The 12,892-nt window shown below is 57.3% G+C and carries 9 protein-coding genes; 6 read left to right on the forward strand and 3 right to left on the reverse strand.

The annotated features are described in order from the left end of the window. The 3 genes from PA598K_RS30570 to ssuE form a co-directional block, all read right to left on the reverse strand. Nucleotides 1–728: carbohydrate binding domain-containing protein (locus PA598K_RS30570; RefSeq protein WP_185602320.1), on the reverse strand; the 728-nt coding region annotated here is incomplete at its 3' end. Between the two features lie 196 nt (nt 729–924). Beyond that, nucleotides 925–2,313: a SulP family inorganic anion transporter gene (locus PA598K_RS30575; RefSeq protein WP_185602322.1), complete on the reverse strand. Its 1,389-nt coding sequence runs from the start codon at nt 2,311–2,313 to the stop codon at nt 925–927. Nucleotides 2,314–3,010: 697 nt separating this feature from the next. Further along, nucleotides 3,011–3,589 carry an NADPH-dependent FMN reductase gene (ssuE, locus tag PA598K_RS30580; protein ID WP_128660574.1) on the reverse strand — a complete coding sequence of 193 codons (579 nt, stop codon included), beginning with the start codon at nt 3,587–3,589 and terminating at the stop codon, nt 3,011–3,013. 173 nt (nt 3,590–3,762) lie between these two features. Between ssuE and PA598K_RS30585 the strand changes: the two genes are divergently transcribed. From PA598K_RS30585 to PA598K_RS30610, 6 genes are all read left to right on the forward strand, one after another. Next, complete coding sequence (locus PA598K_RS30585) at nt 3,763–5,430, forward strand: response regulator (RefSeq protein WP_128660575.1); 1,668 nt, start codon at nt 3,763–3,765, stop codon at nt 5,428–5,430. Continuing rightward, nucleotides 5,420–7,246 (forward strand): sensor histidine kinase, encoded by a 1,827-nt coding sequence (locus PA598K_RS30590; protein WP_128660576.1) that lies wholly within the window; start codon nt 5,420–5,422, stop codon nt 7,244–7,246. Before PA598K_RS30585 ends, PA598K_RS30590 begins: the two co-directional genes overlap by 11 nt. A 120-nt stretch (nt 7,247–7,366) precedes the next feature. Next, nucleotides 7,367–8,752 carry an ABC transporter substrate-binding protein gene (locus PA598K_RS30595; protein ID WP_185602321.1) on the forward strand — a complete coding sequence of 462 codons (1,386 nt, stop codon included), beginning with the start codon at nt 7,367–7,369 and terminating at the stop codon, nt 8,750–8,752. 32 nt (nt 8,753–8,784) lie between these two features. Then, entirely contained in the window at nt 8,785–9,711 is a 927-nt protein-coding gene (locus PA598K_RS30600) for a carbohydrate ABC transporter permease (RefSeq protein WP_128660578.1), read from the forward strand. Further along, a complete protein-coding gene (locus PA598K_RS30605) occupies nt 9,711–10,541 on the forward strand; it encodes a carbohydrate ABC transporter permease (RefSeq protein ID WP_128660579.1) in 831 nt (276 codons plus the stop codon). The genes PA598K_RS30600 and PA598K_RS30605 overlap by 1 nt, the downstream gene beginning before the upstream one ends. Nucleotides 10,542–10,764: 223 nt before the next feature. Next, nucleotides 10,765–12,630, forward strand: coding sequence for a beta-L-arabinofuranosidase domain-containing protein (locus tag PA598K_RS30610; protein WP_128660580.1), 1,866 nt, complete (start codon nt 10,765–10,767; stop codon nt 12,628–12,630). Nucleotides 12,631–12,892 lie beyond the last annotated feature (262 nt).

Raw genomic sequence — 12,892 nt, forward strand, 5'->3', positions numbered from 1 at the left:
GCGTATTGCGCATTGACGGTGACCTTCAGAGCGTTCGAGCCGCCATCCGTCGCGTTAGCTTCAGTCGTATGGGCGACGGTTGCGGTGGTCACGTCACGCTCGCTCCATCCCTGCACCCCGTCTTCGAAGTCGTAGAACGCGATGGTCTCGCCCGATCCGCCTTCCCCGCCTCCATCAGCACGACCGGTGACCTTGACGTCGCCGATGTAGAATGGCACCGTTTGGCCAGCTTCATTGGATTGTACGCGGAATTTCGTATACGGTTCTTCATACGTGAACTTGCCGTTGAGCGTAAAAGCCTCGCCCGCAGCATAGCTCTGGTTCGCGATAAGCGGGTACGAATTGTCGCTAGGCGTTTGCAGATAGGCTTGCGCCCCTGACGGTACGGTTACCCCCTCATCCACGTAGCCCGTAATGGTTACGCTGTACTCTTGGCCCTTTTGCAGACCCATCTTCTCAAAATCGAAGTCGGCCGCATCCCACGTATTCTGGCGATTGCTGACATGCAGCGCAGCGCCATCGCTATTACCTTCGAAGCTCTTGCCCGTTACAGCTGTTAATGCAGCCCCTCCAGATTGCTGTACAAGATCGCCTTTACCATTCAGGAACGTTTCATGGTAGACGAGGACCTCATTTTCGCTTGCCGATGCGGCAGACGGTCCCAACTGCAACGGCAGCAGCGTCACCAGCATGGCAAAGATCAAAAAGCTAATGGCGATTTTTTTCATGTTTGACTCCTCTCGTATTCGGATCGTAATCGCTTTCATCTCTTAATTATAGGCACGTCCCGCATATTGCTGAACCCGTAAAAGTAAAGTTCCTACTGCAAAATCTATAGGATAGTGAAGCCCAGGCTTGCCTGAAAATGCAAAAAACTCCGACTCGCCGGGCAGCGTAGTCGAAGTTAGAGTTGTATCGGAAGGGTCAGGTCAGCCGCTCCACCAACAGGCGGCTCTCTTCGTTCAGTCCCGTCATGCGAACCCGGATCCCCGCCTGCTCGTACCGTCCGAGCACCTTGGTAATCGCGGTCACGGCCGAATGATCCCAAATATGCGAGGCGCCGAAGTCGATCACGATCTGCTCCGGATCGCCCGCCGGATCGAACAGCTCGCCAAAGTGGCTCATCGTCCCGAAGAACAGCTGGCCCCGAATCGCATAATGCTTGGTCCCGTCCGCCTCGATGCGGCTGACCGCCGAAATGCGGGCGATCCGCCAGCCGAAGATGACAGCGCTGAGCAGGATGCCGACGAGCACGCCAAGCGCCAGATTATGCGTGTAGAGGACGACCGCGACGGTCGAGAGCATGACGAAGGTGTCGGTCAGCGGCGCCTTGTGCAGCGTCTTCAGCGACTTCACATCGAAGGTGGCGATCGAGATCGTGATCATCACGCCGACCAACGCCCCCATCGGAATCTGCGCGACGATATCGCCCATGACGAGGATAAGGAACAGCAGGAATACGCCCGACACCAGCGTCGACAGCCGTCCGCGTCCGCCCGACTTCACATTGACGAGCGACTGGCCGATCATCGCGCAGCCCGCCATGCCGCCGAACAGACCGGTGACGGTATTGGCGATGCCTTGACCGCGCACCTCCTTGTTCTTGTCGCTCTTGGTATCGGTCATCTCGTCGAGGATCGTCGCTGTGAGCAGCGACTCCAGGATGCCGACGACAGCCAGACTGAGCGAATAGGGCAGGATGATCCAGAGCGTGTCGAGCGTCCACTCGATCATCGGCAGATGGAAAATCGGCAGCGTCGTCGCAATCGCGCCGACATCCTCGACCGTCCGCAGCTCCAGTCCGCCTGCGATAGCGATGACCGACATGACGACGATCGCCACGAGCGCAGACGGTACGGCCTTGGTATACCTTGGCAGCAGATAGATGATGGCGATGGTCGCCGCCACCATCGCATACATGATCCAGCTCGACCCCTGGAAGTGGGTGAGCTGGGTCGTGAAGATGAGGATGCCGAGCGCATTGAGGAAGCCGACGATGACCGGATGCGGGATAAAGCTCAGGAACCGCCCGAACCGCAGGGCGCCGAGGACGAACTGGATGATGCCGGTGAGGATCGTCGCGGCCAGAAGATACTCGAGGCCATGCTCGGCGACGAGCGACACCATGATGAGCGCCATCGCCCCGGTCGCCGCCGAGATCATACCGGGCCGTCCGCCGAAGATCGCGATGACGACCGCGATGCAGAACGACGCATGCAGTCCGACCGTCGGATCGACGCCCGCCATCAGCGAGAAGGCGATCGCCTCCGGGATAAGGGCGAGCGCGACGGTGATGCCCGCCAGCACGTCCATCCGCACATTGCCAAGCCATGAGGGATGATGAAGTTTTTGGAGCACGTAGATACCTTTCCTTTCCGGGTATATCCGGTCAAGCTTAAGAGGATGCCCCGCCGGCATCCGTCATGACTCGGTCGCCGCTTGCTTCGTAAGCTCCCGCGCGGCTGCGGGTCTGGATTGACCTTCCACTCTCAGGAAGGCCGGGGCCGATGTTCAACAGGGGATATTATACACGAGGGTGGAGGATTAGGCTACGTTGATTTTTCGAGTCAAAGGAACATAGGTAACGCTAATAGGTCAAAAATAGCAAATTTCTCGATGTTAGGAACATGGGTATCCTTATTCTCCTCCTCCACCCTCATTTCCCGCGTTTTTGTCACACATAAGGTTACTCATGTTCCTACGATAGCCGATATGCGCCGAAATCAGCGAAATAAGGATCTGTATGTTCGCTAATGAGCCAGTTGTTCGTGGCAGTGAGCGTACCCTCGGACGACAGACGACGAATGCCAAAAAACTCCCTGCGCCTAAGGGGTACAGGGAGCTTACAATGCATGGGCTAGCCAGCCCCACTTTAAGCACTAGCCATTCTCGCAGTTGCAAAAGTTCGCAAACGGGTTGCAGCATTGGAGCGATAATAGCTCGGCCAAACACGCGCAACCTTGAGCATCATTCGGGCGTCACTCCATCCCAGACAACTGTCGTCCGTCCGTTACTCCGACGCAGTCGGCTCTTGCTCGCGCGCCGCCAGACGCAGGCCGTGCCAGTGCAGCTCCTCCGCCATCTGGGCGGCCGAGGCGTCGAGACGCAGCAGCAGCTCAGGGGACAGACCATGCTCGCCGCCCTCCAGCCGCTCGACCCATTGGTCGATCGCGTAGACGCCGCCGAGAATGTTGCGGGCGCCGAGCGCGTTGAGCACCGGCTTAAGCGAATAGTCGATGGCCAGCAGATGCGCGATCGTCCCGCCGATGAAGAGCGGCAGCGCAATCTTGTCCCGCAGCCCGGTCTGCGGCAGCAGATCGAGGAAGGCTTTCAGGACGCCGGTATAGGAAGCTTTGTAGACCGGGCTTGCGATGACGACGCCGTCCGCTTCTGCGACCAGCCCGACCGCCTTGACGATTGCCTCGTCGTTGAACTTGGCATGCAGCAGCGCTTCGGCGGGCAGCTCCGCTACGCGGATATGGCTGATCTTGATGTCAGCTGCCGCCCACTTGCTCTCGACGTATTGGATCAACCCGTTCAAGCGCGAACCGGGTGTTGGACTCCCCGAGATGATTACTATATGACTCATCCTATCTCCTCCATTTCTGTACCCCAAGTATAGACGATTTCTACCGAGAAGTCAGCAACCTTATGTTATCTTATCGGGATAGTTGACATATCTCGTCATATCACCAGGATGCGCGCATCCATTTCTTTCCCGGCCTCTGTCGGCGCTAGCGCAATAAGAGGCAGGTAGCTATAATGGACAGACATAACGCAAAGGGGATGCTGCTGGTGCTTCAGATCCTGGTCGTCGACGATGAACTTCGTCAAAGAAGAATACTCTCCAATCTGATCCGCGATTATAATCATGACTATAATGTGCTCGAAGCCAGCAACGGCGAGGAGGCGCTAGCTCTGTGCGCGGAGCGTGCGCTCGATCTCGTCTTTAGCGACATCCGCATGCCCAAGCTCGACGGCCTGGGCATGATCGAAGCGATCTGCGAGCGCCACCCGGACGCGAAGATTGTCATCGTCAGCGGCTACAGCGACTTTGAATACGCGCGTCGAGCGCTGCATCTGCGCGTGCACAAATATATCCTCAAGCCGATCCAGCGCGAGGGTATCGAGGACACCCTCCGGGAGCTGGAGGCCGAAATCTCGCGGGAGCGCCAAGCTCGTCTGGAGACAGAATCGATGGCTGAGCAAGTGTCCAGGCTTCGCCCGCTATACTCCGACTATCTCGTCAACAAATGGCTGAGCGGGGAATGCACGTCTCCCGAACTAACTGAGGTCCGGGCATTGCTGCATGCCCCTGGGCAAGGCTGCGCGATCATCATCCGCCTCAGTCGTCCGGACGCTGCGTCCACAGAGACGAACGCCGAAGCCTGGAACGCCATCAAGTGGGAGGCGCGAACCGGCTTGACGGGGCTGCTGTCGTCCTTTGGCCACAACGTCGCTTATTTCTCGCACCAGGATACGAATGCGGTTGCAAGCCTGCTGCGATTCACGCCGGATGGAGAGAGAGACGAGGCGCGTCTGCCTCAGCAGCTCGATCGACTGGCGACCGAGCTGGCCCGTACATGCGGGATCATGGTCACGGTGGGCATCGGCCGGCTGCATCCGGACCTCTACCGCGATGTCCAGGACGCCATCCTGTCTGCGGAAGCCGCCTTGCGCAGCCGATTTTTTGACGAGGCCCCTAACGTCTTTAGCTATGACGAGGCGATGCCGCTCCATGCCGAGGAGCTCCAAGGCCCGCTTCCTATGCACGAGGCATGGATGCCGCTCGTATACGGTCAGCAGCCGCTGAGCCCGGCTGCGGTGAGCCAAGCCCTGGAGCGCTTGCTCGGCGAGCATCGGCCCGACCCCCGAGCGCTGCTGGATTACGTACGTTCGCAGCTGCTCCAGCTGATACAGGGGGCGAGGAACATCATTCCCGGCGACGCGGCCGACCAGCTGGCGCGATCGGTCGAGCTGCAGCTCGATCCGTCCCGCATCCAGGTCTTGTCCGAACTCCGTAATCACTTGCTGGCGACACTCGAGGCGCTCGCCGCTCTCATCCAGTCGCAGCGGGACAATAAAAATCATATCGTCATGGAACGATGCCTCCAGTATATCCACGGTCACCTCGGAGAGGAAATATCGTTTGAGGAGCTGTCCAAACGGTTTTATTTCCATCCTTCGTACTTTAGTACGCTGTTCAAAAAACATACCGGAACGCCTTTTACCGAATACCTGACCCGACTTCGCATCGAGACCGCCTACTCGATCCTGCGAAATACGGACAAAAAGGTGTACGAGGTCGCTCATGAGGTCGGGTATCGGGATGTCAAATATTTCACGAAGGTATTCAAGAAGCATTACGGCTTGACGCCGGAGGAAGGAAGAAAATTCAAAGATCGGGGAGAGCCGACTCATGGCCACTAAACTGTCGGAGGTAAGGGACCGGTTGCTCAAGATGAATGCAGGGATCAAGCTGCGGACGAAGCTGTTTCTGCTGTTTTTTGTGCTGCTGATGGTGACATTGCTCCTGTCCAGCTACGGCTATTATACGTCCAGTCTGGACAGTGCGGTCGAGCAGCATAGCAAAGAGGCCTATCAAAATATACGCCAGAGCAGCATCATCCTCGATCAGAAGCTATCCAGCATCGTCGAGAACAGCGAACTCATGATGAAGGACAAGGAAATCTACCGTATCTTTGCTGCGATTGACCCCAACGATCCCAACGATCTGCTGAAGTATGACCGGGAATTAAAACGGATTATTGCCAAATACTACACGTACGACGAGCAAATCTATTCCTCGACGATTATGACCAGTTATTATAGCTTCGGCAACGGGTATGTGCCCTATGACGGGTTTAAGGATTCGACGCTTGACCGGCATATTCGACAAGGCGGCGGCGAGCTGGTCTGGGAGCCGACCTTTGACTTCCTGGAGATGTTCCGACAGGAGTCGCTGGCCGGGGCCGACATTTCCGAGTTCCAGTTCCTATTCTCCAGCGGCCGTCTGCTGAATCTCTTCGACAATTCGACCGGCGATATCGTCAGCCTCCCGGGCGAGAAGGAAGCGCCTGTGCTGTTGCTTAATTTCAAGCTGGACTTTATGCGCGATTACTACAAAGATCTTGGCTTCGATGAGAAGCGGATGTTCCTGGTGGTCGCGCCGAGCGGACAAGTCGTGTTCGACAATACGGCCTCGCCGCTGGTTGGCGATGCGGCCGCTGCCTGGATCGCCGACCTGCCGCTCGGACAATCGGGCACCATGCATGCGAAGGACGGCGCAGACGACCTCATCGTCAGCTATGACACCTCGGAGGTGACAGGCTGGACGCTCGTGTCCGCCATTCGCGATCGCGACCTGATCCCCGAGGCGTCCCGCAATATCATCAACACCGTGGCCAGACTCGGAAGCGTCGTCCTGATGATCTCGCTCGTCATCGCTTACGTAATGTCGATGCTGATCACCAAGCCGCTCAGCCAGTTGATTACGGCTATCCGCAAGACTGGTCGCGGCGACTTTACGAGCAAGCTCCCGGTGCGCGGCCAAGGCGAGCTCGACAATGTGATCCGGCACTTCAACGATATGAATGACAAGATTCAACTGTTGATTCACGAAAATTACGAGGCCCACCTGCTGGAGAAGCAAGCGCAGATTAATCGGTTGAATACGCAGGTCAACCCGCATTTCCTGTACAATACGCTCAACCTCGTCAGCTGCATCGCCATCGAGCAGCGCTCCGACGAGATCAGCCGGATCGTCGCCTCCCTGTCGCGGATGCTCCAATACACCGTTCAGAACGACAAGACGACAGGAACCCTACAAGAAGAGCTGACATGGCTGGAGGACTATATGTTTATTATGCGCTGCCGATTCGAGGAACGTCTCGATTATGCCTGCTATGTGGATGGCGAATTGGTCGACCGCGAGGTGCCGCGCCTGTTTTTGCAGCCGTTCATCGAGAACGCCTTTGTGCACGCCTTTGAGGAGATGGATAAAGGGTGCGTGCTGCGCATTACCGGATGGCAGGAGGACGATCATCTTTATTTTACCGTGCGCGACAATGGACAAGGCATAAGCGCCGAACGCGTAGTCCAGATTATATCAGGAGAGGAGAGCGGCTCGGTAGGGATGAGCAATGTCCACCGGCGGCTGAAGCTGATGTACGGCGATCGTTACGGGATCGAAGTGCAATCGACTCCCGGGACGGGGACGACGATCCTGATCCGTCTTCCCGCTTGATCCGCAAAAAAAACAATGAGTGTCCCCCTGTTCCAATCAACATCGAATATCAGCCTCGCTCTCCAGATGTCATACTTAAGTTGCACCAATGAAAACGCATCCTTACTAGGAGGGGAAGGCATGGCAAAGAAACGAATGGCTGTCGCAGGGGCATTATTGGCAGGGGTTATCGCAGTGACAGGCTGCAGCAACGGAGGCGCCGGAGAGACGACAAATGGCGCAGAGCAGCCGCAATCGCCCGGCAAGCCCACGAAGGAGATCAAGCTCCGCTTCACGTATTGGGGGTCGACGTACGAGAAGGAAGTGATCAGCAAGGCGATCGACAAATTCACCGCTGATACCGGGATTAGTGTCGAGGGCATCATCATTCCTTCCGAATATGAGACGAAGCTGACGACGATGATCGCGTCCAACGACGCGCCGGATGTCGGCTATCTGGGGCCGCCTACAGCGTACAAATGGTACGACGACGGCAAGCTCGCCAACATCCAGACATTGATGCAGGGGGACTCCAGCACCCAGGAAGAGGATTATATCGATGGCGTCATGGTCAAAAAAGGAGACGAAATCGTCGGCTTGATGAACAACCTCGAATCCTTTGCCCTCTTCTACAACAAGGACGCTTTTGAGGAAGCTGGCATCGAAGCGCCGCCTGTGAAGCCCCAGGATGCCTGGACATGGGAGGAGTTTATCGAGGTCGCCAAAAAGCTCACCTTGGACAACAAAGGGAGAAACGCGCTCGACCCGGACTTCGACGCCAAAAATATTCGGCAATACGGATTTAATATGAATCTGTGGTCCGGCACAATGGAAGCGCTCTTAATCCGCAACGGCACGCAATATTACCCCGATAAAGGAAGCGAGACGGGGATCAACACCCCGGCCTTCAATCAAGTGTTCCAGCAAGTCGCGGATCTGATCAACGTGCATCAGGTCATGCCAAGTCCGACGACAGCCAAAAGCATGCCTGCGCCAGCGGTCGCTCTCCAATCGAAGCGATATGCCATGGTGCTCGACGGACAATGGGTCACCAATGACTTCGCAAATTCGAAGGGACTGAACTACGGGATCGCCGTCCTGCCGAAGCTGACCTCGACGAAAGCCGTCTACAGCGGCGCGCTTGGCGTCGTGTTCGCCGATTCGAAGCACCCGCAGGAAGCGTGGCAGCTGCTGCAATATATTACGAATCCCGAGAGCGCGGTGGAGCTGTTCCGCGACGGCCTCTGGATGCCTAACCGCAAGGCGTACTACACCGAGGACAGCAAGATTGATATCTGGGCTCCCCTCAACGCGGCGCGAGTGGAGGGCTACAGAGACGTCCTGGTCGATCCGATCGTCGAGGACAGCCAGGTCACCTCGGAGGTCTATGTCAAAAACTTCGGCGAGATCAACAATATCCTGTTCCCGGCGCTGGATCAGGCGTGGACGGGCAAAAAATCGGTCGATGACGTGATGAAGGAAGTCATGCCCAAAATCACTCCGTTGCTGGAAGGCACCATTCAGTAAGCGGTCAAAATCAAGAGGAAAGCGTGATCAGGATGATTCCAAAACAGCAATCGGGCACCGTGCCCGGCGTCAAACGCCGCATCAGGAAAGAAACGTTGTACGGCTACGGAATGGCCTCCCCGGCCATTCTGGGCTTTCTCATCTTTACCATGGGGCCGCTGCTCGCCAGCTTGTACTTGAGCTTCACCGACTACTCCATTACCAATGACCATTCCTTTGTCGGTCTCGATAATTTCAGACGGCTGTTTACCGGCGAAGACAGCTTTTTTTACAAATCCTTGTTCGTGACGTTTTACTACGTTATCCTGGCGGTCCCGTTCAGTCTGCTGGCAGCGTTCGCCATGGCGATGCTGCTCAAAAACAAAGTGCGGGGAAGATCGATGTTTCGCGCCGTATTTTATCTGCCTTCGATCGTTCCGGTCGTCGCTACCTCGACCATCTTCATCTGGCTCCTGAATCCCGACATCGGGCTCTTCAACCAGATTCTCAGCTTCCTCCATCTGCCGACCAGCTTATGGATTTATGACGAAGCGACGGTTGTGCCGACGATGGCCTTTATGAATATTTGGTCGGTAGGCGGCACGATGCTCATCTTCCTGGCCGGACTGGAATCGATCCCCGACCATTATTACGAGGCGGTGGATATCGATGGCGGCGGCATGTGGCACAAACTGACTGCGGTGACGCTCCCGATGCTGACGCCGACGATCTTCTTTAATCTGGTCATGGGCGTGATTAACGGGTTCCAATCGTTCTCCGAGGCCTACATTATGACGGAGGGCGGTCCCAACAACGCCTCGCTGTTCTATGTCGTTTACTTGTACCGCGAAGCCTTTACCAATCAAAGGATGGGCTCGGCAAGCGCCATCGCATGGGTGCTGTTCGCCATCATACTGGTGTTGTCGCTCATCATCTTCCGGTCATCGAAATCTTGGGTTTATTACGAGGGTGAGAAATAATGACAAAAAAACGTTTGCGACGGATGTCGCTTTATGCCATGCTGATTTTGGGCTCTGTCATCTTCATCCTGCCCTTCGTCTGGATGGTGCGCAGCGCGGTGATGGACGCATCGCAAATCTTCATCGTCCCGCCCGTGTGGATCCCCGACCCGTTTAAGCTGGATAACTTTCGGACCGCCCTGGAAACCGTGCCCTTTGGACGTTATTTCCTGAACACGCTCTTTATCGTCGCGTGCAGCGTCACCGGAGCTGTCGTGACGAGCGCGATTTGCGGGTACAGCTTCTCCAGACTCCGGTGGCCGGGGAGAGATTTTTTCTTTGCGCTGCTCATGACCGGCCTGATGCTGCCTTACGCCGTCACGCTCATCCCGACGTTTCTGGGCTGGCGGACGGTGGTCGGACCCAACAGCTACCTCCCCTTGATTTTGCCGGCATGGTTTGGCGGCGGGGCGTTTAACATCTTTTTGATTCGCCAGTTTATGCGGACTATCCCCAAGGCGTTGGACGAAGCGGCCTTGATGGATGGCGCCGGATACTTCCGGATTTTCACCCATGTTATTTTCCCGTTGTCCCGATCGGCTGTCATCGTCGTGGCGCTGTTTCAATTTCTTGCCGTGTGGAACGATTTCCTCGGGCCGCTGGTCTATGTCAATAAGGAATCGATGTTTACGCTGGCGCTCGGCTTGCAGCAATTCATCGGGTATTATACAGCCCAGTGGGAACTGCTGATGGCCGCGGCGACGATGGTCGTGCTCCCGCCGATCCTCGTATTCCTGGTCGGACAAAAGTATTTTATCCACGGCATCGCCGTCTCGGGTATCAAAGGCTAAATTATGTTTAGTAGTTCGTTCCTGAACTAACGTTCCGATCTGCGTTACGAGGAGAGGGGGCTTCCGATCGCTGTTGTCCCCAGATTTCTGATTGTCTAACAGCCTAAGCTGTTGAAATCCGGGGACAAAGGCGAACATTTCATTTCTCCAGCCTCCCTCTCCTCTGCACGCTTCATCGTTCGTTTATTTCCGGTTCGCTCTACTAGTGAGGAGGAAATACAAAATGCAACCCTTGAAAGGAACCAACGTGCTCGTGCGCGACGGCGATATCAAGCGCAGAGAAGCGGCAAACCGCGCCTATCTGATGAAGCTGAGCAGCGACAATCTCCTGCTGAACTACCGCGTCGAGGCCGGCCGCTTCCACGAGCGGGTCGTCCCGCCAGACGCGCACGGCGGCTGGGAGTCGCCGGTCTGTCAGCTGCGAGGACACTTCCTCGGCCACTGGCTCTCGGCAGCAGCGCTGCACTACGAGGAGACGGGCGACCGAGAGCTCAAGGCCAAGCTTGACGATATCATCGACGAGCTGGCCGCCTGCCAGCAAGATAACGGCGGACAATGGATCGGCCCGATCCCCGAGAAATACCTGCACTGGATCGCCATCGGCCGCAGCGTATGGGCGCCCCAATACAATCTGCACAAGCTGCTGATGGGGCTCGTCGATGCCCATCGCTACGCCGGGAGCGAGCAGGCGCTGACGATCGCCGACCGCTTCGCCGACTGGTTCGTCGATTGGAGCGGTCGCTACACGCGCGAGCAGTTCGACGACATCCTCGACGTCGAGACCGGCGGCATGCTCGAGGCGTGGGCGGATCTGCTGCAGCTGACCGGTCATGACAAATACAACACGCTGCTCGAGCGGTACAATCGCAACCGGCTCTTCGAGCCGCTGCTCGTTGGACGCGACCCGCTGACGAATATGCATGCCAATACGACGATCCCCGAGGTGCTCGGATGCGCACGGGCTTATGAGGTGACAGGCGAACCTCGTTGGATGGCGATCGTGGAGGCCTACTGGCGATGCGCGGTCACCGACCGCGGCGCTCTGGCGACCGGCGGACAGACGGCAGGCGAGGTCTGGATGCCCAAGCAGAAGATGAAGGCGCGGCTCGGGGACAAAAACCAGGAGCACTGCACCGTCTACAACATGATCCGGCTGGCCGAGTTTTTGTTCCGCCATAGCGGCGATCCGGCGTATATGCAATACATCGAATACAATCTGTATAACGGCATCATGGCGCAGGCGTACTACCGGGAATACGGGTTGACCGGCAACACGCACAACCATCCGTCCACCGGACTGCTCACCTACTTCCTGCCGATGAAGGCCGGACTGCGCAAGGACTGGAGCACCGAGACCGACAGCTTCTTCTGCTGCCACGGCACGATGGTCCAGGCCAACGCGGCTTGGAATCAGGGGCTCTACTATGTAAAGGACGATCGCGTATATGTATGTCAGTACTTCGACTCCGAGATGAAGGCAGCGATTGGCGACGCGCAGGTCCGTATCCGCCAGACCCAGGACCGTATGAGCGGCAGCCTGCTCGACTCCTCGAACACGGCCGGTCAGCATACGATCAACGATATGACCGCCAAGCACGAGAACATGCCTGACTATCGCAAGCATGACTTCACCGTCACCGTCAGCGAGCCGCACGCCTTCGAGCTGCGCCTCCGCATTCCGGATTGGGTGCAGGCTGAGGCGCAGGTCTATGTGAACGGGGAGCTGCATGGCGCAACCGCGTCCAGCGAGCAATTTTATGCCATTCGACGGACCTGGCAGGATGGCGACCGTGTTAGCCTGCTGCTGCCGATCGGCATCCGGTTCATCCCGCTGCCGGACGATGCGAGCATGGGGGCGTTCCGCTACGGCCCGGACGTGCTGGCGGGGATCTGCGAGGCGGAGCGCATCCTGCATGTCGACAGCGAGGACATCGCCTCCGAGATCGAGCTGGAGAATGAGCGGGAATGGGGAAGCTGGCGGTACTTTTTCAAGACGGCTGAGCAGGACCCGGCGATCCAACTGCGACGCATCCGCGATATCGGCTACGAGCCTTACCAGATCTACTTCAAGGTGAAACGGCGAGGCTGACGGCTGCTCCGGGGACGACCTAGGACAGCTTGCGCTTCAAGGCTCTTGCTCGGCGGGGGCTTCTCGGCGGGGACTCAGCTGCCGCGCTGCCGCCTATCTGCCTTCAAGCATGGCATAGCCCTCTCAGTATTAGCAGGTCAATACGCAACAGCCGCAGGGTATCCGCCCTGCGGCTGTTGCATTGTGTCCGATGACGGGGACTGCTGCGATAGGAGCGCGCCGAGGCGCGGCACCTGAGGCGTACGCCGGGGCGAGGCGCACG

Origin of the sequence: Paenibacillus sp. 598K (assembly GCF_003851045.1) — a bacterium.
In the GTDB taxonomy this organism is placed as follows: Bacteria; Bacillota; Bacilli; order Paenibacillales; family Paenibacillaceae; genus Paenibacillus_D.

Excerpts from the sequence above, each read along its gene's own strand:
- PA598K_RS30575 (WP_185602322.1), bottom strand. The coding sequence starts at position 2,313 with ATGGACGTGCTGGCGGGCATCACCGTCGCGCTCGCCCTTATCCCGGAG.
- ssuE (WP_128660574.1), bottom strand. The coding sequence starts at position 3,589 with ATGAGTCATATAGTAATCATCTCGGGGAGTCCAACACCCGGTTCGCGC.
- PA598K_RS30585 (WP_128660575.1), top strand. The coding sequence starts at position 3,763 with ATGGACAGACATAACGCAAAGGGGATGCTGCTGGTGCTTCAGATCCTG.
- PA598K_RS30590 (WP_128660576.1), top strand. The coding sequence starts at position 5,420 with ATGGCCACTAAACTGTCGGAGGTAAGGGACCGGTTGCTCAAGATGAAT.
- PA598K_RS30595 (WP_185602321.1), top strand. The coding sequence starts at position 7,367 with ATGGCAAAGAAACGAATGGCTGTCGCAGGGGCATTATTGGCAGGGGTT.
- PA598K_RS30600 (WP_128660578.1), top strand. The coding sequence starts at position 8,785 with ATGATTCCAAAACAGCAATCGGGCACCGTGCCCGGCGTCAAACGCCGC.
- PA598K_RS30605 (WP_128660579.1), top strand. The coding sequence starts at position 9,711 with ATGACAAAAAAACGTTTGCGACGGATGTCGCTTTATGCCATGCTGATT.
- PA598K_RS30610 (WP_128660580.1), top strand. The coding sequence starts at position 10,765 with ATGCAACCCTTGAAAGGAACCAACGTGCTCGTGCGCGACGGCGATATC.